The 22,762-nt window shown below is 70.8% G+C and carries 19 protein-coding genes; 17 read left to right on the plus strand and 2 right to left on the minus strand.

The features are described from left to right. The first annotated feature begins 249 nt into the window (after positions 1-249). The gene (gene guaB, locus ACFV3I_RS06205) at positions 250-1,752 is read left to right on the plus strand and encodes an IMP dehydrogenase (RefSeq protein WP_136035187.1); all 1,503 of its coding nucleotides are present in this window, start codon (positions 250-252) and stop codon (positions 1,750-1,752) included. A 78-nt stretch (positions 1,753-1,830) separates the two neighbouring features. Here the strand turns inward: guaB and ACFV3I_RS06210 are convergent, their stop codons facing one another. Together ACFV3I_RS06210 and ACFV3I_RS06215 are read right to left on the minus strand one after the other, a co-directional pair. Then, a complete protein-coding gene (locus ACFV3I_RS06210; RefSeq protein WP_136035186.1) occupies positions 1,831-2,259 on the minus strand; it encodes a DUF4190 domain-containing protein in 429 nt (142 codons plus the stop codon). Positions 2,260-2,331: 72 nt separating this feature from the next. Continuing rightward, positions 2,332-2,778: an HTH domain-containing protein gene (locus ACFV3I_RS06215; protein WP_378803466.1), complete on the minus strand. Its 447-nt coding sequence runs from the start codon at positions 2,776-2,778 to the stop codon at positions 2,332-2,334. 167 nt (positions 2,779-2,945) lie between these two features. On the opposite strand from ACFV3I_RS06215, the gene ACFV3I_RS06220 reads away from it, so the two are divergent. From ACFV3I_RS06220 to ACFV3I_RS06295, 16 genes are all read left to right on the plus strand, one after another. Continuing rightward, complete coding sequence (locus tag ACFV3I_RS06220) at positions 2,946-3,260, plus strand: DUF2277 domain-containing protein (RefSeq protein ID WP_136035184.1); 315 nt, start codon at positions 2,946-2,948, stop codon at positions 3,258-3,260. A gap of 141 nt (positions 3,261-3,401) precedes the next feature. Continuing rightward, positions 3,402-4,448 (plus strand): response regulator, encoded by a 1,047-nt coding sequence (locus ACFV3I_RS06225; RefSeq protein ID WP_378822555.1) that lies wholly within the window; start codon positions 3,402-3,404, stop codon positions 4,446-4,448. Continuing rightward, complete coding sequence (locus ACFV3I_RS06230) at positions 4,449-5,438, plus strand: ATP-grasp domain-containing protein (RefSeq protein ID WP_136035182.1); 990 nt, start codon at positions 4,449-4,451, stop codon at positions 5,436-5,438. Beyond that, positions 5,435-6,151 (plus strand): PHP domain-containing protein, encoded by a 717-nt coding sequence (locus ACFV3I_RS06235; protein WP_378822556.1) that lies wholly within the window; start codon positions 5,435-5,437, stop codon positions 6,149-6,151. The genes ACFV3I_RS06230 and ACFV3I_RS06235 overlap by 4 nt, the downstream gene beginning before the upstream one ends. Continuing rightward, complete coding sequence (locus ACFV3I_RS06240) at positions 6,151-7,638, plus strand: glycosyltransferase family 2 protein (RefSeq protein WP_378822558.1); 1,488 nt, start codon at positions 6,151-6,153, stop codon at positions 7,636-7,638. The genes ACFV3I_RS06235 and ACFV3I_RS06240 overlap by 1 nt, the downstream gene beginning before the upstream one ends. Continuing rightward, entirely contained in the window at positions 7,635-7,778 is a 144-nt protein-coding gene (locus tag ACFV3I_RS06245; RefSeq protein WP_168387313.1) for a hypothetical protein, read from the plus strand. The genes ACFV3I_RS06240 and ACFV3I_RS06245 overlap by 4 nt, the downstream gene beginning before the upstream one ends. After that, positions 7,775-8,122, plus strand: a complete 348-nt coding sequence (locus ACFV3I_RS06250; RefSeq protein WP_136033572.1) for a response regulator — start codon at positions 7,775-7,777, stop codon at positions 8,120-8,122. Before ACFV3I_RS06245 ends, ACFV3I_RS06250 begins: the two co-directional genes overlap by 4 nt. Then, on the plus strand, positions 8,119-9,933 hold the full coding sequence (locus tag ACFV3I_RS06255; protein WP_378822559.1) for a sensor histidine kinase: 1,815 nt from the start codon (positions 8,119-8,121) through the stop codon (positions 9,931-9,933). Before ACFV3I_RS06250 ends, ACFV3I_RS06255 begins: the two co-directional genes overlap by 4 nt. A 76-nt stretch (positions 9,934-10,009) precedes the next feature. Further along, complete coding sequence (locus ACFV3I_RS06260; RefSeq protein ID WP_378822560.1) at positions 10,010-11,698, plus strand: ABC-F family ATP-binding cassette domain-containing protein; 1,689 nt, start codon at positions 10,010-10,012, stop codon at positions 11,696-11,698. A 49-nt stretch (positions 11,699-11,747) separates the two neighbouring features. Next, positions 11,748-12,863, plus strand: coding sequence for a GuaB3 family IMP dehydrogenase-related protein (locus tag ACFV3I_RS06265; protein ID WP_136033579.1), 1,116 nt, complete (start codon positions 11,748-11,750; stop codon positions 12,861-12,863). A 59-nt stretch (positions 12,864-12,922) separates the two neighbouring features. Further along, a complete protein-coding gene (locus tag ACFV3I_RS06270; RefSeq protein WP_378823204.1) occupies positions 12,923-13,681 on the plus strand; it encodes an SURF1 family protein in 759 nt (252 codons plus the stop codon). A 270-nt stretch (positions 13,682-13,951) separates the two neighbouring features. Next, positions 13,952-18,553, plus strand: coding sequence for an ExeM/NucH family extracellular endonuclease (locus tag ACFV3I_RS06275; protein ID WP_378822561.1), 4,602 nt, complete (start codon positions 13,952-13,954; stop codon positions 18,551-18,553). A gap of 121 nt (positions 18,554-18,674) precedes the next feature. Next, positions 18,675-19,187 carry a DUF3817 domain-containing protein gene (locus tag ACFV3I_RS06280; protein ID WP_378822562.1) on the plus strand — a complete coding sequence of 171 codons (513 nt, stop codon included), beginning with the start codon at positions 18,675-18,677 and terminating at the stop codon, positions 19,185-19,187. Further along, entirely contained in the window at positions 19,184-20,770 is a 1,587-nt protein-coding gene (guaA, locus tag ACFV3I_RS06285; protein WP_136033560.1) for a glutamine-hydrolyzing GMP synthase, read from the plus strand. The genes ACFV3I_RS06280 and guaA overlap by 4 nt, the downstream gene beginning before the upstream one ends. Positions 20,771-20,818: 48 nt before the next feature. Continuing rightward, on the plus strand, positions 20,819-22,207 hold the full coding sequence (locus ACFV3I_RS06290; protein WP_378822563.1) for a glycosyltransferase: 1,389 nt from the start codon (positions 20,819-20,821) through the stop codon (positions 22,205-22,207). 118 nt (positions 22,208-22,325) lie between these two features. Further along, the gene (locus tag ACFV3I_RS06295; RefSeq protein ID WP_136033557.1) at positions 22,326-22,754 is read left to right on the plus strand and encodes a YciI family protein; all 429 of its coding nucleotides are present in this window, start codon (positions 22,326-22,328) and stop codon (positions 22,752-22,754) included. The last annotated feature ends 8 nt before the right edge of the window (positions 22,755-22,762 follow it).

The raw sequence follows: 22,762 nt of genomic DNA on the forward strand, positions 1-22,762 counted from the left end.
GCAACCTCCACTGTGAGTGCTGTCTCCGCGGACTCGGGTCGAACCGCGGGGATGGACGACGCACTTGAGCGTAATGGGCGATCCGCGAATCACCTACCTCCCCGGCCAACGGTCCGGTAACGACGGGGCGCTGGGAATGTTCTCGGGCGTGTCTCGCTTAGAATCTGCATACGGGCTCAGCCCCGCCCCGGCCGATGTCGACCACCCACTCGCACCCGGACCCGCGCCACGCGCGCAGGAGGAGATTCCATGGACCAGCACGATCCCTTCGGCTTCGTCGGACTGACCTACGATGACGTTCTGCTCCTGCCGGGGCATACCGACGTCATCCCCAGTGAGGCCGACACATCGTCGCGGATCACGCGTCGCATCTCCGTCGCGACGCCTCTGCTGTCCAGCGCCATGGACACCGTCACCGAGTCGCGCATGGCCATCGCCATGGCGCGCGAGGGTGGCATCGGCATCCTGCACCGCAACCTGTCGATCGCGGATCAGGCCGCGCACGTCGACCGGGTCAAGCGCAGCGAGTCGGGCATGATCACCGACCCCATCACCACGACCGCCGACGCGACGGTGGAGGAGGTAGACGCGCTGTGCGCCAAGTACCGCATCTCCGGCCTTCCCGTGGTCGACGCCGAGGGCCGCCTGGTGGGCATCATCACGAACCGCGACATGCGGTTCGTCTCGGGTTTCGAGCGTCAGACCACGTTCGTGAAAGACGTCATGACGAGCGAGAACCTCGTCACCGCACCGGTGGGCGTCGCGGCGGGCGAGGTCATCGCCCTGTTCGCGAAGCACCGCGTGGAGAAGCTGCCGCTGATCGACGAGGACGGCAAGCTCGCCGGGCTCATCACCATCAAGGACTTCGACAAGAGCGAGAAGTACCCGCTCGCGACCAAGGACGACCAGGGCCGCCTGCGCGTCGGTGCGGCGATCGGCTTCTTCGGCGACGCGTGGGAGCGGGCCGAGGCGCTGCGTGACGCGGGCGTCGACGTGCTCGTGGTCGACACCGCCAACGGCCAGTCGCAGGGCGTGATCGACCTGGTCAAGCGCCTCAAGGCCGACGAGTCCTTCGCCCACATCGATGTGATCGGCGGCAACGTCGCGACGCGTGAGGGCGCACAGGCGCTGGTCGACGCGGGCGTCGACGCGGTCAAGGTCGGCGTCGGCCCCGGCTCCATCTGCACCACGCGCGTGGTCGCGGGCGTCGGCGTGCCGCAGGTGACCGCCGTGTACGAGGCGTCGCTCGCCGCCCGTCCGGCCGGCATCCCCGTGATCGCCGACGGTGGCCTGCAGTACTCGGGCGACATCGCGAAGGCCCTCGTCGCGGGCGCCGACGCGGTCATGCTCGGTTCGCTGCTCGCCGGTACCGACGAGTCGCCGGGCGAGATCGTGTTCCAGTCGGGCAAGCAGTTCAAGCAGTATCGCGGCATGGGCTCGCTCGGGGCGATGCAGACCCGCGGCAAGCAGACCTCCTACTCCAAGGACCGCTACTTCCAGGCCGACGTGCCCAGCGACGACAAGCTGATCCCCGAGGGCATCGAGGGGCAGGTGCCGTACCGCGGCCCGCTCTCCGCCGTCGCCTACCAGCTCGTCGGCGGGCTGCGGCAGTCGATGTTCTACGTGGGCGCCCGCACGATCGAGGAGCTCAAGGCCCGCGGCAAGTTCGTGCGCATCACCTCGGCCGGGCTCAAGGAGTCGCACCCGCACGACGTGCAGATCGTGGTCGAGGCGCCCAACTACAAGAAGTGAACAGCGCCCCGCACCGGGGCGACGACGAGGGGCCGGATGCGCGCAGCATCCGGCCCCTCGTGCGTGTGTGTTGCGGGTTCAGCCGCAGCGGTAGGTGACGCCGCCGACCTCCCACACGCCGGGGCCGAGCTCGGCGCACATCCCGAAGATGCCCGCGAACACGGTCACCAGCAGGATGATTCCGATGATCTCCAGGATGGTCAGCACCGCGCCGACGATGATGCCGGCGATCGCGAGGCCCTTCGGCGCGTGCGCCTTCCCCAGCTGCACCGCGGCGATGATGCTGAGGATGAGGCCGATCGGCGGCAGCAGGAACGCCAGCACGAGTCCGACGATCGACAGCACGCGTCCGGGAGGCGAGGCCGGCGCGGTCTGGCCGTAGGCGCCGGGAGCCGCGGGACCGGGCGGCGGCGGGTACGCGGCGGCCGGGTCGTTCGCGGGGGTGCTGTTCCAGGCGGGGGGAGGGGTGTCGGGCTGCGACGCCTCGGGGGGCGGGGGGTTCGTCATGATCTCTCCTCGGTTGAGCGTGCGTAGCCCAGAGCGTAGCGACGGCGCCGTCGGCGTGCCATCCCCTGGGCGTCAGCGCGGTCGTGCGAGGTTCGCCGCGTTCACGAGGTACGAGCACCGGATGGCGACGACATACTTCTCGCTACTCGACAGCGGGCGGTCACCGGCGAGCACGGTCTGGACGACCTCCGTGGAGAGACCGGTCAATCGCGCGATGTTCCCCGGGGTGAGGTGCAGTGCTCCGGTGAGGGACTCGAGGGTCGCGCGGAGCCGATCATCGTCGCCGATCCCGCTGGCTTCCGTGAGTTGGGCCACGAGCGCGGAGAGACGAGCCGCTTCGTGCCCGGTGAGCACAGCCGGTGACGAGTCCATTCCGACGGCCGCCGGTGCTACGACGAGGACCTTCCGCAGCCTCACGTGATCGATACCCGTCATCGCCTCGAGCGCCTTCATCGTGATGGCACCTTCTTCGAGGAGGCGAGCCAGTTCACGGGAAACGTCGAAGCTGGTCGATGACATGCTCACTCCGGGTCAGGGGTAGATGTACAAGGTGTTGTTCGGTACGACATGAGCCACGATAACCTCGGCGAAATCCGCGGTTCCGGTGAGCGTGCCCCAATGCCTGTGATTGTGGCGGGTGCTCGTCTGTGCTTCCGCGGGGGAGGGGCGGGGCGTAGCGTGCGGGTATGTGCCGGAACATCGTGCCCCTGAACAACCTGGCCCCCGCGGCGACCGATGAGGAGTGCCACGACGCGGCGCTCCAGTTCGTCCGCAAGATCTCCGGGGCGACGGCGCCCTCGCGCGTCAACAGGGACGTGTTCGATCGCGCCGTCGAGGAGATCGCTGCGGCCACGCGACGGCTGCTGGACGACCTCGTGACGACCGCGCCGCCCAAGAACCGGGAGGCGGAGGCGGCCAAGCGCCAGGCCCGCTCGGCCGAGCGGTACGAAGCCATCCGGGTGTACCAGCAGGAGAAGCGGGCGGCGCGGGCGGCGACCTGACGCCGCTGCGCGGCCGGGTCTGCCCGCCTGTGCCAGAATCGACGTACCCCGCTCGACTTTCCCCGCGGATCCGGTGATGAAGGCACCGGGATCGCGACGCCGGCCCCCACCGGCAGGGAAGCTCCCCAAGGAGAGCCGTACATGTCTGAGGACGCCCCCCGCATTCTCGTCGTCGACGACGACCACGATGTCGCCCTGCTGGTGAAGAGCGTGCTGGAGCGCCGTGCCGGCTGCATCGTCGACCTCGCGGAAGACGGGCGCTCCGCGATCGACCGCGTCGCCGAGGTGCGCCCCGACGTGGTCGTCACAGACATCGAGATGCCGGGTCTCAGCGGCCTCGAGCTGCTCGCCGAGCTGCGCCGCACGATCCCCACCGTGCCGGTGATCGTGATGACCGCGCACGTCTCGGTCGAATACGCCGTGTCCGCCTTGCGCGCGCAGGCCGACGAGTTCCTCACCAAGCCGCTCGACAACGCCCGGCTCGTGGAAGCCGTGACCCGCCTGGTGGAGGAGGGCCGACGGCGACGCGAGGAGGCGAGGACGACCGAGGTGGTGCTCGCGATCGGCGCCCACCCCGACGACGTCGAGATCGGGGTCGGCGGCATCCTCGCGGCCCACGCCGCCGCGGGAGACGCGATCACGATCCTCACCCTGTCCCGCGGAGCCAGGGGCGGAGACGCCGACAGCCGCCAGAACGAGTCGCTCGCCGCGGCCGAGCGGATCGGCGCCCGCCTGTTCCTGAAAGACCTCGTCGACACGGAGATCTCCGGCGGCGGCTCCACCGTGCGGCTGATCGAAGAGGTCGTGCGCGAGATCCATCCGACCATCGTCTACACGCACTCCCCGCACGATCGGCACCAGGACCATCGCGCCGTGAGCGAGGCCACGATCGTCGCGACCCGTCGTGTCGGCACGGTCGCGTGCTACCAGAGCCCCTCCTCGACGATCGACTACCGACCGACGCGCTTCGTGCGCATCGACCGCTTCCTCGACGAGAAGCTGCGTCTGCTGGAGTGCTTCCAGTCGCAGGCCGCCGCGAGCCGTGACTACCTCGCCCCCGAGTTCGTCACCGCGACCGCGCGGTACTGGTCGCGATTCGGCGGGGGCGACGCGGTGGAGCCGCTGGAAGTGGTGCGCGAGACGGCGGAGTTCGTCGGCGCACACGAACTCACACGACGGGAGAGCTGAATGACGCAGCGCGTGCTGGTGACCGGGGCGGGCGGACCGGCCGGGGTGGCGGTGATCCGCTCCCTGCTCCGTCGCTCCGACCTGACGGTGTTCGCCGCCGACATGGACGGCTGGGCGAGCGGGATCTACCTGGTGCCGCCGGAGCAGCGTCGCCTGGTGCCGCCCGGACGCGACGACGACTTCGTGCCCGCGATCGCGCGACTCGTGGCCGAGGACGACCTCGACCTCGTGATCTCCACCGTCGACGTGGAGCTCATCGCGCTCGCGGACCGCCGAGACGAGCTGGCTCCCGCGGTGCTGGCCGCGCCGTCGTCGGACACGCTGCACACGGCCCTCGACAAGCTCGCCCTCGCGGAGCGCTGCGCCCCGACCGGACGCACCCCGCGCACCGTGCTCGCCGGTCCCGACGCGGCCGCGGTCGACTGGGAGTTCCCGGTGTTCGCCAAGCCGCGCCAGGGAGCGGGCAGCCGGGGCATCCGCCTCGTGCCCGACCGCGCCGCGCTCGACGCCCTGCCGACCGACGAGGGCCTCATCGTGCAGGACTTCCTGCCCGGCGAGGAGTACTCGGTCGACGTGATCTCCGACGCCTCCGGTGCGGTCGTCGCCGCGGTGCCGCGCACCAGGGCCAGGGTCGACTCGGGCGTCGCGATCGCCGGACGCACCCTGCGCGACCCCGAGCTGGAGGAGACCGCGTCCGCGATCGCCCGGGCGATCGGCCTGGTGGGCGTCGCCAACGTGCAGCTGCGCCGCGACCGCGACGGCCGTGCCGTGCTGCTCGAGGTCAACCCGCGCTTCCCCGGCGCGCTCCCGCTGACGATCGCCGCCGGCGTGGACATCCCGTCGCTGGTCGCCGACCTGTTCCTGGGCCGCGAGCTGCCCGTGCAGGTGCCGTTCCGCGAGGTCGCGTCGGTGCGGTTCCTGGAAGACGTGATCGTCGAGGTCGACGACGTGCTCGTCTCGGAGCACGCCGGTCATCAGGAGGACGTATGAGTCACGCGGTGCTCCGGGGGGACCATCACGTGCACTCCACCTTCTCCGACGACGCGGTCTCCACACTCGAGGAGAACGTGGCGGCCGCGGTCGCCGCGGGGCTCGACACCGTGCGCCTGGTGGATCACGTGCGCCAGAGCACGACCTGGGTGCCGGAGTACCTCGCCGCCGTCCGCGCCCTGCGGGTGCCGGACGGGCTCACGGTGCTGACGGGCGTGGAGGCCAAGATCCTCGACGCGTCCGGAGCGCTCGACATCCCCGCGCTCCCCGCCGGCATCGACCGCATCCTGATCGCCGACCACCAGTTCCCGGGCGAGGACGGGCCGCTCGGCCCCACCGCCGTCCGCGAACGCATCGCCGCGGGCTGGGCGGCCGACGACGCGCTCGACCACTTCGTGGGGGCCGTCGTGGCGACCATGCACCGCCACCCCGGCAACCAGCTCGCGCACTGCTTCTCGATCCTGCCCAAGATCGGCCTGTCCGAGGAGCAGCTGGGCGCCGAACGGCTGCGCGAGTGGGCACGCGCCGCCGCGGCCACCGGCACGCTCGTCGAGGTGAACGAGAAGTGGGCGTGCCCCGGGCCCGACGCACTGGCCGCCCTGCGTGACGCGGGCGCCGAGGTCGTGGCGTCGACCGACAGTCACGTGGCCACCGACGTCGGCCGCTACTCCCGCATCCTTCCGTTGCTCGACGGCGTGGAGGTGACCGGCTGATGCCCGACCTCGCCTGGTACGAGACCGTGATCGTGGTCGTCCTGCTGCTGTGCGTGCTCGTGGGCACGCTGCCCGTCATCAACACGGGCCTGCAGTTCTTGGCGCTCCCGCTGCACGCGTTCCGGAACCACTACCCGAAGGCCGCCCCGTACCATCCGAACGTCGCGGTGGTGATCCCGGCGTGGAACGAGGGCATGGTGATCGGCCCCGCGATCGAGAGGCTGCTGCAGCTGGAGTACCCGGCGGAGCGGCTGCGCGTGTTCGTGGTCGACGACGCCTCCACCGACGACACCCCCGAGATCGTGGCGCAGAAGGCCGCGGCATACCCCGGACGGGTCGTGCATCTGCGGCGCGAGCAGGGCGGCCAGGGCAAGGCGCACACGCTCAACCACGGGCTCGACGTGGTGCTCGCGGACGACTGGACCGAGGCCGTGCTCATCATGGACGCCGACGTGATCTTCGCGCGCGACTCGCTGCGCAAGGTCACGCGTCACCTCGCCGACGAGAAGGTCGGCGCGGTCACGGCGTACATCGCGGAGGGCAGCCGCGACCGCAACTACCTGACGCGCTTCATCGCGATCGAGTACGTGATCGGACAGCTCTCGGCCCGCCGCGTGCAGAACGTCGGCGGCGCCATCGCGTGCCTCGCGGGCGGCGCCCAGCTGCACTCCCGCGCGAACCTGGAGGCCATCGGCGGTCGCATCCCGACGGGGACCCTCGCCGAGGACACGATGACCACGTTCGAGAGCCAGCTCCACGGACGCCGGATGGTGTTCGAGCCGCACGCCGTGGTGCTCGCGGAGGAGCCGCGCACGATCGACAGCCTGTGGAAGCAGCGGCTGCGGTGGGCTCGCGGCAACGTGCAGCTGACGTCCATCTACAAGAAGCTGTGGTTCCGCCCGAGCCGCGATCACAACCTCGGCAGCGTCGGCTTCGGCCTGGCGTGGTTCACGATCCTGCTGCTGCCGGCGTTCATGCTGCTCGCCGCCGCCGGCCTGATCGCGCTCCTGCTGCTGCACAGCGACATCGCCGAGTTCGTGTTCCGCTTCATGTGGATCGCCGCCGCATGCATCTACATCTTCTCGATGCTGTACTCCGTGCAGCTCGACCCGCGGATCGGCCGGCAGTCGTGGCGCGAGGCGATCATGTTCCCCGGCCTCGGCGCGCTGATCCTGATGTTCATCGCGCTGTTCCCGTGGACGCTCGACGGTTTGCTGAACCTCTTCGGCGAAGAGGCGACGGATCAGGCGCGATTCGGGTGGCTGCTGTTCTTCTACCTGTGGGGCCCCGTGTCGATGCTCGGCATCTGGCTGGCGCGTGCCGTCGAGCCCCTGCCCGGAGGGCGTTTCTTCGCGGGGCTGCTCCTCTACGTGTGCGGCTATGGCTCCCTGCTGTGCGCGATCACGGTGGACTCGTACCTCAAGGAGTGGCGCCGCGCCGACGCCTCGTGGATCAAGACCGAGAAGGTCGGACGGGTGGACTCATGACGGACGCACCTTCGCATGACGCCGAGGTCGAGGAGATCGCCGAGGACGCCCGGCGCGAGAAGCGGCTTATCCCGCAGGCCCTGATCTCCCTCGGCATCGTGGTCGTGATCGTGGTCGTGCGAGAGCTGCTTCTCCGATGACCGGGAGGCCGCTGGCGCTCGTGGTCGAGGACGCGGCCGATCAGGCGACGCTCCTGGGGCGGTACCTCGACCGGGAGGGCTTCGACGTCTTCATCGCGCCCGATGCCGAGTCCGCGATCGCCGCCTTCCCCGACATCCATCCGGTCGTCGCCGTGCTCGATCTGCTGCTCCCCGGCATCTCCGGTCACGCCTGCTCGCGTCTCATCCACGAGCGCTTCCCCGACTGCTACCTCGTGGTCAGCTCCGTGCTCGATGTCGCGGACTACCCGCCGGCGGACGCGGCGCTGCCGAAACCCGTCACGGGGGCCGACCTGCACCGCGTGGTCGAGGGGGTGCCGCGATGAGGGCCACGCCGCTCGAGCGCGCCGAGAGCCGCTGGTACCGGGTGTTCGACAACCCGAGCCCGATCGTCAAGCAGGCGCCCACGCTGGTCGCGACGGTGATCGCGGGCAGCATGACGTGGGCCATCCCCGGCCTGCCGTTCACGCACCTCGGCGCGGCGCTGATCGGCATCGGCATCGTGCTGCTGGCCACGCTGCAGGCCGGGGTGCTCAGCGCCCTGCACGTGCGCGAGGGCTGGATCGTGCTGGCGGTCCCCATGCTCGACATCGTGGGGCTCGGCCTCTTCCGTGCGGGGACGGGCGGGGCGGCATCGCTGTTCAGCTCCCTCGTGCTGCTGCCGATCATCTGGATCGCGGCCGCCCCCGGCATCCGGTGGGTGTTCGTGGTCGGCGCGCTGTCGTCGCTCGCCCTGCTCATGCCGTACATCACCGACCCGCCGTCGAACGCCGTCGTGTGGCTGCGCGGCGTGGTGGGGCCGCTCGTGTTCGCGGCGGTCGCCGCCGTGGTGAACGAGCTGTCGCGGCAGCAGAGGATGCGGGTGGAGCAGGCCGAGGATCTGGTGACCGAGCGCACCAGGGCGCTGTCCGAGAACGTGGCGATGATCGTGCAGCTGCGGCAGAAGGAGCACGAGTACCGGGTGCTGCTGGACTCGTTCGAGAGCCTGTGGTCGTCGATCACCGCGCAGGCCGTGATCGCCACCGACCGCGCGGGGCGCATCACGGCGTGGAATCCCGGGGCCGTGCGGCTGCTCGGGCTCACGGTCGACGAGGCACTCGACGACGTTCGCATCGACCGGTTCTTCTCCCGAACGGTGCTGTCGATGCTGGCGGAGGACACGGCGGCGCGACGGGAGGCGTCGGGTGAGGCGTCCCTCGCGGGGGCGAGTGCGGGGCCGGCGCCCGAGGGCATCCGGGCGCTGTTCGCGCAGGCCGACGAGGGGGTCACGGTCGACGGCGATGTGGAGGTCACCACGGCGGGCGGCACGACCGTTCCCGCGCGGGTGACGGTGAGTCCGCATAAGGACGGCTCCGGTGCCCAGCAGGGCTACCTGTTCGTGCTGACCGATGAGACGCGGGCGGTGGAGGTGGCCCGCATGAAGGACGAGTTCGTGGGCATGATCTCGCACGAGCTGCGCACGCCGCTCAGCGCGATCATCGGCTTCCTCGACCTGCTGCAGAACGATCCGGGCCAGCCGCTGACCGAGGATCAGCAGGAGTTCGTCGGGATCATCGAGCGCAACGCGAAGCGCCTGCTCAACCTGGTGGGCGACCTGCTGTTCACCGCCCAGGTGGAGTCGGGGCGCTTCCCGTTGGAGCGCGTGGAGGCCGACGTCGCCGAGCTCGTGCGGTCGGCGGTCGCATCCGCGGGCCCGCACGCGCAGCGGGAGGGCATCGAGCTGGTGGCGGACGCGGGCGACGAGCCGATCCGGCTGCTCGTGGATCCGGGGCGGATCGGGCAGGCCGTCGACAATCTCCTGTCGAACGCGATCAAGTTCACGCCGAGCGGCGGCCGGGTCACGGCGGCCGTGCGGCGCGTGGACGGCGGCGTGCAGATCTCGGTCGCGGACACCGGCGTCGGGATCCCGGAGGACGAGCAGGGCATGCTCTTCACGCGGTTCTTCCGGGCCTCGACGGCCACGCGGAATGCCGTGCCCGGCGTGGGGCTCGGCCTCACGATCACCCGCGCGATCGTGCTGGCGCACGGCGGTTCGATGGACGTGACGAGTCAGGAGGGCGTGGGGACCGAGTTCCGCTTCGTCCTGCCGGCGGCGCCGAAAACCGAGGTGCTGCAGACCCTGAGCCGCGCGGACTGACCCGGACCTCCTCGGCCGCAGCATCCTGATAGTCTGGTCGGCTCGCTGTGCGCGGGCGGAAGGACGGCCACGCACTGTGGGGTACATCGACGCATCAGGCATCTCGCTGACGCTTCCCGACGGAAGACCGCTGCTCGACGAGGTCTCGTTCCGGGTCGGCGCCGGCTCGACGAGCGCGCTCATCGGGCCGAACGGCGCGGGCAAGACCACGCTCCTGCGGATCATCCGCGGCGACCAGGCGGCCGACGACGGCGTCGTCACCATCGACGGCGGACTCGGCGTGATGGATCAGTTCGTCGGGCACGGCGAGCCGGGGCAGACCGTGCATGAGCTCCTCGTGCGCGTCGCCCCCGCCCGCATCCGCGCCGCCGCCGAAGCCCTCGACGCGGCGGAGAACGCCCTGATCGACCGGGATGAGCACGACACGCAGATGGCGTACGCCGCAGCCATCGCGGAGTACGCCGACGCCGGCGGCTACGAGCACGAGACCGTATGGGACCAGTGCACGATGGCGGCGCTCGGCGTGCCGTTCGAGCGGGCGCGGTACCGCGAGCTCACGTCGCTGTCCGGCGGCGAGCAGAAGCGCCTGGCGCTCGAGGCTCTGCTGCGCGGACCCGACGCGGTGCTCCTGCTCGACGAGCCGGACAACTACCTCGACGTCCCGACCAAGCGGTGGCTGGAGGAACAGCTGCGGCAGACCGCGAAGACCGTGCTGCTCGTGTCGCACGACCGCGAGCTGCTCGCCCGCGCGGCCGACCGGCTCATCACGCTCGAACCAGGGGCGGCCGGTTCGACGGCGTGGGTTCACGGCGGCGGCTTCGCGACCTACCCGCAGGCGCGCATCGACCGCATGGAGCGGCTCGACGAGCTGCGCCGTCGGTGGGACGAGCAGCACGAGAAGCTGCGCGTGCTGGTCGCGAACCTCAAGGTGAAGGCCTCGGCGAACGACGGATTCGCCTCCCGCTACCAGGCGGCGCAGACGCGACTGCGCAAGTTCGAGGAGGCGGGGCCGCCCGAGGAGCGTCCGCCCGCGCAGGAGTTCGACATGCGCCTGCGGGGCTCGCGCACGGGCAAGCGCGCCGTGGTGGCCGAGCGGCTCGAGCTCACCGGGCTCATGCGTCCCTTCGACGCGGAGGTGTGGTTCGGCGACCGCGTGGCCGTGCTGGGCTCGAACGGCTCGGGCAAGTCGCACTTCCTGCGACTGCTCGCGCGCGGCGGCAGCGACCCCGACCCGACCCTGGGTCACGTCTCCTCCGCCGCGGAAGACCTGAGTCCCGTCGCGCACACCGGTCGCGCGGTGCTGGGGGCGCGCGTGGTGCCGGGGCTGTTCGCGCAGACCCACACGCACCCGGAGTTCGTCGGACGCACGCTGCTGGAGATCCTGCACCGCGGCGACGACCGCCGGACGGGGATGCCCCGGGACGCCGCGAGCTCGGCGCTCGACCGTTACGGGCTGGTGCGGCAGGCGCTGCAGACGTTCGAGTCGCTGTCCGGTGGGCAGCAGGCGCGGTTCCAGGTGCTGCTGCTGGAGTTGTCCGGCGCGACCCTGCTGCTGCTCGACGAGCCGACAGACAACCTCGACCTGGAGTCGGCGGAGGCGTTGGAGCAGGCGCTGGCGCGGTTCGAGGGGACGGTGCTCGCGGTCACGCACGACCGCTGGTTCGCGCGGTCGTTCGACCGGTTCCTCGTGTTCGGCTCCGACGGCGAGGTGTACGAGTCGGACGAGCCGGTGTGGGACGAGCGCCGCGTGGCACGGGCCCGGTGACCGCGGGCACGCGCCCCCTCGGGGTGCCCGGTAGGCTGGACGGGTGACCATGGAGATCGAGCTCGGCCGAGGAAAGCGCGCCCGTCGCGCGTACACGTTCGACGACATCGCGGTGGTGCCCTCGCGGCGCACGCGCAACCCGGAGGACGTGTCGACCGCCTGGACGATCGATGCCTTCGGCTTCGAGATCCCGGTGCTCGGCGCGCCGATGGACTCCGTCGTGAGCCCGCGCACCGCCATCATGCTCGGCCAGCTGGGCGGCCTGGGCGTGCTCGACCTCGAGGGTCTGTGGACCCGGTACGAGGACCCGGAGCCGCTGCTCGCGGAGATCGCGGGTCTCGCCGACGACCGGGCGACCGTGCGCATGCAGGAGCTGTACGCCGAGCCCATCAAGCCCGAGCTCATCACGCGGCGCCTGGCCGAGATCCGCGAGGCCGGTGTCACCGTCGCCGGTTCCCTCACGCCGCAGCGCACCCAGGAGTTCTACGACACCGTGGCCGCGGCGGGCGTCGACCTGTTCGTCATCCGCGGCACCACCGTCTCGGCGGAGCACGTGTCGAGCGTGGCCGAGCCGCTCAACCTCAAGAAGTTCATCTACGACCTCGACGTCCCGGTCATCGTGGGCGGCGCGGCCACCTACACCGCGGCGCTGCACCTGATGCGCACCGGCGCGGCCGGCGTGCTGGTCGGCTTCGGCGGGGGAGCGGCGTCCACCACGCGCGCCACCCTCGGCATCCACGCCCCGATGGCCACCGCGGTCTCCGACGTCGCCGCTGCGCGCCGCGACTACCTCGACGAGTCGGGCGGGCGGTACGTGCACGTGATCGCCGACGGCGGCGTCGGCACCTCGGGCGACATCGTGAAGGCGCTCGCGATGGGCGCCGACGCGGTCATGCTCGGCGTGGCTCTCGCCCGCGCGACCGACGCGCCGGGGCAGGGCTTCCACTGGGGCCCCGAGGCACACCACCCCAAGCTCCCGCGCGGCCGCCGGGTCGAGGTGGGCGGCATCGGCACGCTCGAGGAGATCCTGTACGGCCCCGCGCCCGTGGCCGACGGCACTGCGAACCTCATCGGCGCGCTGCGCAAGTCGATGGCGACCACCGGATACTCCGACCTCAAGGAGTTCCAGCGGGTCGAGGTCGTGCTCGCCCCGTACGAGGCCTGAGCCGCCGCCGCTGCACCGTGACCGCCCCCGCCCCGTTCCCGCCGACCCTCCGTGAGATCATGCTGCGCGGACGCTGGATCGGCATGCTGCTGCTGTGCCTCGTGGTCGCCGGGGTGTTCGCGTGGCTCGGGCAGTGGCAGCTGGAGCGCGCGATCGAGACCGACCCGCCGCCGCCCGGCGTGACCGAGCAGGTGCGGCCGCTGTCCGACGTGGTCGAGCCGGGGCAGTACCTCGCCGAACCCCTCGTGGGGCAGCGGGTCGAGACGAGCGGGACGTGGATCCCGGACGACTTCCTGGTGGTGTCGAGCCGCTTCAACGACGGCGTCGAGGGGTTCTGGGTCACCGGACAGCTGCGGGTGGACGAGCGTGTGTCGATCGCCGTGGCGATCGGCTGGGCGCCCGACCGCGCGGCCGCCGATGCCGCGGTGGAGCGCCTGGCCGCGGAGGCCGACGGTCGCCCGGTCGAGGTCGCGGGGCGCATCATCTCCGACGAGGGGCCGTCGGTGCCGCCGCGCAGCGACCCGGAGCGTCTCGACCGCATGTCGCCCGCCGCGCTGCTCAGCCGCTGGCACGACACGGAGCAGCTCGACGTGTACCGCCCGTACCTCGCCTCGACCACCGCGACGGCGGGCCTCGAGGACATCTCCTCGCCGGCACCCGACGAGCAGTCGCCGGTGAACTGGCTCAACGTGTTCTACGCGGTGGAGTGGGCGATCTTCGCGGGCTTCGCGTTCTATCTCTGGTACCGCCTGGCGAAGGACGCGTGGGAGCGCGAGGTCGAGGAGTTCGAGGACGCGGCGGCAGCCGAGAGGCCCTGAACGGCGTGCGCATCCGCGCGACCTTCCGTGCGCTTCTGCGCGCGGCCGCGCCGCGATGTGAACCTTCGTCAGGGGTGCGCGCGGCCCTTCGGTGAGCAGTCGGTGACCATCGTGAAAACTCCGTTGAGGATGTCCGACCCGCTTCGTATGCTCGCTCCATGTGCGCACGCTGGGAGTTCCCGATGCGTGCGGTGACAGCGTCCTGAGCAGGGTCGATACACGATCGAGGAGACAGCACCGATGATGTCCGCTTCAGAGCACGGGGAGCCCATGACCCCCGTCTCGCACCGCAGAACTAGGGGGCGCATCGGCGCTCTCGCCGTGACCTGCGTCGCCACCCTGGGCCTCGGCTCGCTGGTCGCGACGCCCGCCGTCGCCGATCCGACCGGGACCGGGGTGGTGATCAATGAGGCGTACCTCTCCGGAGGCAGTGCCGGTGCGGCCTACACGAACAAGTTCGTGGAGCTGTACAACCCCACGTCCGAGGCGGTGTCGCTCGACGGCATGTCCCTGCAGTACCGCTCGGCGACCGGCTCGGCGGCGTTCACCGGGATCGCGCCGCTCACCGGCAGCATCCCCGCCGGCGGCTACTTCCTGGTGCAGGGCAACAGCAACGGCACGAACGGCGCCGCGCTGCCCACGCCCGACGCGGTCACCGGCCTCACCCCGAGCGGCACGAACGGCACCATCGCCCTGGTCGAGGGCACCACGGCGATCACGCTCGCCCCCGGGTCCGCTGCGGGAGCCGACGGCGTCGTCGACCTGCTCGGCTACGGCACCTCCAACACGTTCGAGACGAAGGCGGCCACGGCGCCGTCGGGCAACACCGACGTGCGGTCGCTGAACCGCACGAACGGCGCGGACACCGACGACAACGGCGTCGACTTCTCGCTGTCCGCCACCGTCACCCCGCAGAACTCCGGTGGCACCGACCCCGGCACCGACCCCGGCACCGACCCCGGCACGGAGCCGCAGAAGGCGACCATCGCCGAGGTGCAGGGCACCACCGACGTCTCGCCACTGAACGGCACGCGCGTGCAGGTCGAGGGCGTCGTCACCGCCGACTACCGCACGGGCGGCTACAAGGGCATCGTCATCCAGACCCAGGGCTCGGGCGGCGCGACCGACGCGACCCCCGGCGCCTCCGACGGCGTCTTCGTCTTCCTGAACGCGCTGGCCCCCACACTCGCGATCGGCGACCTGGTCTCGGTCACCGGCACCGTGAGCGAGTACTACGGCCAGACGCAGGTGAACCCGGCCGCCGCGGCGGACGTGACGGTGGTCACGCCGGGCGTCGGCGTGCCCGCGGTCACTCCGCTGCCCGCCACGGTGCAGGGCGCCGACCGGGAGCAGTACGAGAACATGCTCGTCGCGCCCGAGGGCACCTACCGCCTGGCGTCGAGCCACCAGCTGTACAACTACGGCACGCTGTGGCTGAACGCGGGCGATGCCCTGGCCGTGAAGAGCACCGAGACCACGCGTCCCGGTGCCGACGCCGCCGCGATCGCCGCGGCCAACCGCGCCAACCGCATCCTGCTCGACGACGGCTGGTCGATCCAGGTGACCAACAGCGGCCACCCGGGTCAGCAGCCCTACTTCACGAAGGACCAGGTCGTCCGCAACGGCGACACGGTCGACTTCGGCGACAACGGCTACGTGCTGCAGTGGGGCTTCGACGACTGGCGTCTGCAGCCGGTCGTGCCGATCGACGACTCCTCGCCCGCCGAGCTGAAGGTCGGCTTCGCGGCGACGAACCCGCGTCCGACGGAGGCGCCCGAGGTGGGCGGCGACGTGCAGGTGGCGTCGTTCAACGTCTACAACTACTTCACGACGCTGAAGAGCGAGAACTCCAACGCGCGGGGCGCCGCGAACGCCGCGCAGTTCGCGATCCAGAAGTCCAAGATCGTCGCGGCGATCAACGGCCTCGACGCCGAGATCGTCTCGCTCATGGAGATCGAGAACTCGGTCAAGCTCGGCAAGCCGGTCGACACGGCGCTGAAGGATCTGGTCGCCGGCCTGAACGCCGACGCCGGCAGCGACGTGTGGGGCTACGTGCCCACGCCCGAGGCGCTGAACGATGCGGCGACGACCGACTACATCACCAACGCGATCATCTACAAGAAGGACGCCGTGAAGCGGGTCGGTGACAGTCTCACGACGACCGACGAGTCGGTGTGGGGCAACGCGCGCGAGCCGATCGCACAGGCGTTCGACATCGACGGCCGCGTGGTCACCGTGGTGGCGAACCACCTGAAGTCGAAGTCGCCGCCCGAGGGTGCGGGGGCGGAGCCGGCCGACGGCCAGGGCTTCTTCAACGCCGACCGCGTGGCGCAGGCGAACGCGATCCTCGCCTTCACGGCGGAGCTGGAAGAGACGACCGGCAGCAGCGACATGCTCCTGATCGGCGACTTCAACGCCTACGGCAAGGAAGACCCGATCGACGTCTTCGCCTCGCAGGGGTGGAGCGACCTGGTCGCCGACAAGACCGACGGGCAGTACACGTACACGTTCGACGGCGAGCTCGGCTCGCTCGACCACGTGATCGCGTCGCCGTCGCTCGTCTCGTCGATCACCGGCGCGGGCGTCTGGGGCATCAACTCGCCGGAGTGGAGCGACCGCGGCTACGCGTTCGGCGCCACCGAGGAGGGCACCCCGTACCGCTCCAGCGACCACGACCCGATCATCGTCGGCGTCTCCGCGGAGATCCCGCCGGTGAGCATCGACGTGGTCACGGTGAACGACTTCCACGGCCGCATCGAGGCCGACGGGGCCGCGGCCGGTGCCGCGGTGCTCGCCGGTGCGGTGCAGCAGTTCCGTGACGCGAACCCGAACCTGATCTTCGCGGGAGCCGGCGACCTGATCGGCGCGTCGACGTTCACTTCCTTCATCAACGACGACAACCCCACGATCGACGCGCTCAACGCGGCGGGCCTCGATGTGAGCGCCGCGGGCAACCACGAGTTCGATCAGGGCTGGGAGGACCTGCGCGATCGCGTGCAGGACCGTGCGGACTGGGAGTACATCTCGTCGAACGTGTTCGTCACCGAGACCGGTGAGCCCGCGCTCGCCCCGGCCTGGGTGAAGGAGGTCGACGGCGTGCGCGTCGGGTTCGTCGGCGCCGTCACGGAAGACCTCGACTCGCTGGTGTCCCCGGAGGGCATCGCCGATCTCGAGGTGCGCAGCATCGTCGACTCCGTCAACGCGGTGGCCGACGACCTGCGCGACGGTGACGCGTCCAACGGCGAGGCGGATGTCGTGATCCTGCTCGTGCACGAGGGGGCCGAGAGCACCGCGCTGTCGGCCATCACGGAGGACTCCCCGCTGGGTGAGATCGTCTACGGGGTGGACGACGACGTGGACGCGATCGTGTCGGCGCACACGCACCTCGCGTACAACCACGTGATCGACGGTCGCCCCGTGGTCTCCGCCGGGCAGTACGGCGAGAACCTCGGGCTGATGAACCTGCAGGTCGACCCGACCACGAAGGAGCTGCTCTCGATCACCAACGAGATCAAGCCGCTCACGGCCGCCGGCAAGCCGCTGTACCCGGCGGTGCCGGAGGTGCAGGCGATCGTCGACGCCGCCAAGGCCGAGGCCGACGTGCTGGGCGCCGTGAAGGTGGGCGACATCACCGCCGACTTCAACCGGGCGCGGCAGACGAACGGCTCGGAGAACCGCGGCGGCGAGTCCACGATCGGCAACTTCGTGGCCGACGTGCAGCAGTGGTCCACGGGCGCCGACCTGGCGCTCATGAACCCGGGAGGCATCCGCGCGAACCTCACGTACGCGTCGTCGTCCGCGAGCGATCCGAACGGCAACGTCACCTACCGCGAGGCGGCCACGGTCCAGCCCTTCGCCAACACGCTGGTCACCCTGACCCTCACCGGCACGCAGCTCAAGGGCGTGCTCGAGGAGCAGTGGCAGCCGGCGGGGTCGGCACGTCCGTTCCTCAAGCTCGGCGTCTCGAAGGGTCTCGTCTACACCTACGACCCGACCGCGGCGCAGGGCTCGCGCATCACGTCGATCACGCTGAACGGCGCCCCGGTCGACCCGGACGCGCAGTACACGGTGGCGGCGAACTCGTTCCTCGCGGCGGGTGGCGACAACTTCGCCACCTTCAAGGAGGGCGCGGGCAAGCGCGACACCGGCAAGATCGACCTGCAGTCGATGGTGGACTGGTTCGACGCGAACAAGACCGCGACGCCCGATCTCGCCCAGCGCGCGGTCGGCGTGACGCTCAGCCCGGCCGATGCCGACGGGTACAGCGCCGGCGACCAGGTGACGGTGTCGCTCTCGTCGCTGGCGTTCAGCGGGGGAGAGGCCGCACCGGGCGAGGTGACGCTGTCGCTCGGCGACACGGCGCTCGCCTCGGGCACGGTCGACCCGGCCGTGGTCGACACCACGGACGAGGGCGGCCGTGCGGCGCTCACGTTCGCGGTGCCGTCCGGGGTGTTCGGCGACCAGGTGCTGACGGTGAACGTCCCCGCGACGGGCACGACGGTGCAGGTGCCCCTCACGATCGCCGGACAGGAGGAGTTCGCCGGCACGATCGAGCTCGGCTCCTCCAAGGTGGCCGCGGGCAAGAAGCTCACGGTCACGGGCGAGGGGTATGTGCCGGGCGAGACCGTGACCATCGCGCTGCAGCCCAAGAAGGGCGCGGCGGTGCAGGTCGGCACGGTGCAGGTCGGCGCGGACGGGACGTTCACCACGCAGGTGACCGTGCCGAAGAGCGCACAGCCGGGCAAGTACACGGTCTCGGCGGCTCAGGCCGACGGTGACGCGGTGACCGCGACCGTCACGGTGAACCGTGCGGGCGGCATCGTCGGCGCGATCATCGACTGGCTGTGGGACCTCATCTCCGGCTGGTTCTGAGCCCGGAGCGGATGATCGCAGCGGAGGCCGTCGGGAGCGATCCCGGCGGCCTCCGTCGTGCCGCGGGCGACGGAGCCGCCGGCCGGATTCGGCATCGGGCGACCCCGACTAGACTGGACCCATGCCCGAACCGAAAGTCGCCAGCTTTCCGGCGATCCGCGGTGCGCTGAAGTTCTACCAGATCGCGTCGATCATCACGGGAGTCATGCTGCTCCTGCTGTTGACCGAGATGGTGCTCAAGTACACGCCGATCCACCTCGAGCTCTTCGCGGGAGGCTCCGGCGGACCGCTCCGGTTCGCGGGCGTGATCGCGGGCCCCGACTGCCAGTGGTGGTCGCTGTTCGCCCCGATGACGAACTCCTGCGAGATGACGTCGCTGGGCGACGGCTTCAACCTGTCGCTGTTCATCCTGGTGGCCCACGGCTGGTTCTACGTGGTCTACCTGTTCGCATGCTTCCGCATGTGGAGCCTGATGCGCTGGCCGTTCCCGCGGTTCATCCTGCTCGCCCTCGGCGGTGTCGTGCCGCTGCTGTCGTTCTTCATGGAGGCCATCGTCGCCCGTGAAGTGAAGTCCTATCTCGCCACCCGGGAGGCCGAGGAGGCCTCCGCGACCGCCCCGGAAGGTGTCCGTTGACCGAACAGTCCGAGACCCAGCAGCGCCCCGCGCTCGTCGTCGACTTCGGCGCGCAGTACGCGCAGCTGATCGCCCGTCGTGTGCGGGAGGCCGGCGTCTACAGCGAGATCGTGCCGCACACGGCCACGGCCGCGGAGATCGCCGCCAAGAACCCGGTGGCGATCATCCTGTCCGGCGGCCCGTCGTCGGTGTACGAGGAGGGGGCGCCGAAGCTCGACCCCGCCGTGTTCGATCTCGACGTGCCCACGCTGGGCATCTGCTACGGCTTCCAGTACATGGCGCAGACCCTCGGCGGCGAGGTCGCGAACACCGGGCTGCGCGAGTATGGCGCCACCGATGCCGTGATCTCCGGCGACGGCGGCGTCCTGCTGGGCGGGCAGCCCGCGGAGCAGAACGTGTGGATGAGTCACGGCGACCAGGTCGCGAAGGCGCCGGAGGGCTTCGAGGTCCTCGCCACGACCGAGGCGACCAAGGTCGCGGCGTTCGCGAACGAGGAGCGCCGTTTCTACGGCGTGCAGTGGCACCCCGAGGTCAAGCACTCCGACCACGGCCAGCGCGTGCTGGAGAACTTCCTCCACAAGGGCGCGGGGCTCGCGTCCGACTGGAACCCCGACAACGTGATCGCCGAGCAGGTCGAGCGCATCCGCGAGCAGGTCGGCGACGCCCGCGTCATCTCGGCGCTGTCCGGCGGCGTCGACTCCGCGGTCTCGACCGCCCTCGTCCACAAGGCCATCGGCGACCAGCTCACGGCGGTGTTCGTCGACCACGGGCTGCTCCGCAAGGGCGAGCGTGAGCAGGTCGAGAAGGACTACGTCGAGTCGACCGGCGTGCGGCTCATCACGGTCGACGCGGCCGAGACCTTCCTCGGACACCTGAAGGGTGTGACCGACCCGGAGGAGAAGCGCAAGATCATCGGCCGCGAGTTCATCCGCGCGTTCGAGAAGGTGCAGCTCGACCTCGTCGAAGAGGCGAAGGCCGACGGCGGCGCCCCGGTGAAGTTCCTCGTGCAGGGCACGCTCTACCCCGACGTGGTGGAGTCCGGTGGAGGCGCGGGCACCGCGAACATCAAGTCGCATCACAACGTGGGCGGCCTGCCCGACGACCTCGACTTCGAGCTGATCGAGCCGCTGCGGGCCCTGTTCAAAGACGAGGTGCGCGCGATCGGACGTGAGCTCGGCATCCCCGAGGCGATCGTCGGACGGCAGCCGTTTCCGGGGCCCGGTCTCGGCATCCGGATCATCGGTGAGGTTACCGCTGACCGTCTCGAGATTCTGCGTGAGGCCGATGCCATCGCCCGCGAAGAGCTGACGAAGGCGGGACTCGACCAGGAGATCTGGCAGTGCCCCGTGGTGCTGCTGGCCGACGTGCGCTCGGTGGGCGTGCAGGGCGACGGCCGCACGTACGGCCACCCGATCGTGCTGCGTCCGGTGTCGAGCGAAGACGCCATGACCGCCGACTGGACGCGCCTGCCGTACGACGTGCTGTCGAAGATCTCGAACCGCATCACGAACGGGGTGCGCGACGTGAACCGGGTCGTGCTCGATGTCACGTCGAAGCCCCCGGGGACGATCGAGTGGGAGTGACGGGGGCCGAGTGATCGGCTCCCGCGTCCGCCGAGGAGGTGCGAGACGATGACCGAGGAGTCCCCACCCGTGCTTCCGGACGCGGACTACCTGGTGCTGTCCAGCCGCCTCATCCCGGGGCTCGACGGCGGATACACGATCGCGACCCTCGCCCGCGCCCGGATGCTGGCCGCGGCGGGCGTCGGCGACGGCGCCGGACCGGAACTGCTGACGTTCGATCCGGGTACCGCCGCCGACCACGCGGAGCATCGACGGGTGTTCACGGAGCGCGGCGCGCTGTCCGACCCGGGGCGGATGCGCAACCTCTTCGATGAGGCCATCGCACCGGAGGGCGGGGCGGCTGCGTGGCTGCGGGAGACCGCCGATGCCGCCGTCGTCGCCGACCCCGACGTCGAGTACCGGGTGCTGCGCGACGTCGAGGGCCGCCCGTTCGCCGCGCTCCCGGTGATCCCGGGCAACCCGGACTGGCACCTGACCGACGAGCCGGTGCTGGTGTACGACGCCGCGGGAGTAGTGGCCGGCGCCCTGCACGGCTTCCGCGGCCTGTACCGGGCGTGGCTCGACCACGTCGTGGCCGCCTCGGGCGACCGTCGCGTCGTCGTGATCTGCGAGTCGCGGCAGCTGGGCGAGCTCATCGCTGACTGGGACGACCCGCGCGTGCGCATCGTCCACACGATCCACACGATGCACGTGGAGGCGCCGTACACGCCGGACGCGACCATGAACACGCTGTGGACGCGGTGGTTCCGCCTGGCCGACCGCTTCGACGCGGTGGTCTGGCCGACCGCGACGCAGCGTGACGACGTGGTCGCGCGTTTCGGGGCGTCCGCGAATCACGTCGTGGTGCCCAACCCGATCGCGCCGGTCACGGCCCGCGCCGACCTGCGCGAGGATGGTCTCGTGGTGGTGCTGGGACGTCTCGCGCCCGGCAAGCGCATCGACCACGCGATCCGTGCGTTCCTCGCCGCCGATGTCGCCGGCACGCGACTGGAGATCTGGGGCACGGGGCCGGAGCAGGAGCGGCTGGCGGCGCTGATCGCCCAGCTCGACGCGGGCGACCGCGTGGTGCTCGCCGGGTATGCCGACGACCCGGCCACGGTGCTCGACCGGGCGTCGCTGCTGCTCACGTCGACCGCGTTCGAGGGGCAGCCGCTCGGGGTCGTGGAGGCGCTGCTGCACGGCACACCGGTCGTGTCGTACGACGTCCGCTACGGCATCCGCGATGTGCTGGGGGCGGGTGGCGGCGTGCTGGTGCCCGCGGGCGACGAGGGCGCACTGGCGACCGCGCTCCGCGATCTGCTGACCGATGCCGATCGTCTGGCCGTGCTGCGCGCCGAGGCGCCGTCGGTCGCGGCGGCCTGGAGCCCCGAGCGCTCCCTCGCCGCCCTCACGGGCGTGGTCGCCGAGGTCTCCGCCCGCCCCTCTCGACGCGCCTGATCCGCGGCGGCGCGGACGTCGGCGGAAAAGTTCTCCGTCGATGTCGATCCGGGCCGTTCCCGTTCGACGTCTTCAGTGAGAGGGTCGAGAGACGGCCCCATCCGACAAGGAGAACATCATGAAGTTCATGCTCATCATGCGCGCGACCGACGACGCGGTGGCGGCGTACCAGGAGATGCCCTTCGAGCAGGTCATCGAGGCCATGGGCCGATACAACGAGTCGATGATGAAGGCGGGCGTGCTGGTCGCCGGCGAGGGTCTGACGGACGCCGCGGAGGGCTTCGTGGTGGACTTCAGCGCCGACAAGCCGCTGATCACCGATGGCCCCTACGGGGAGACGAAGGAGCTGTTCAACGGCTTCTGGATCGTGGAGGTGTCGTCGCGCGAGGAGGCTGCGGAGTGGGCGAGCCGTGCGCCGCTCGGACCCGGGTCGTACCTCGAGGTGCGCCGCGTGACCGGCCCGGAGGACTTCCCCGCCGACAACGAGTGGATCGAGAAGGAGGCGGGCTGGCGCGAGGAGCAGGCCCGCCGCGCCGAGCAGCAGTGACCGCCGGC

This window comes from Microbacterium sp. NPDC059771 (assembly GCF_042732495.1).
Taxonomy (GTDB): domain Bacteria; phylum Actinomycetota; class Actinomycetes; order Actinomycetales; family Microbacteriaceae; genus Microbacterium; species Microbacterium sufflavum.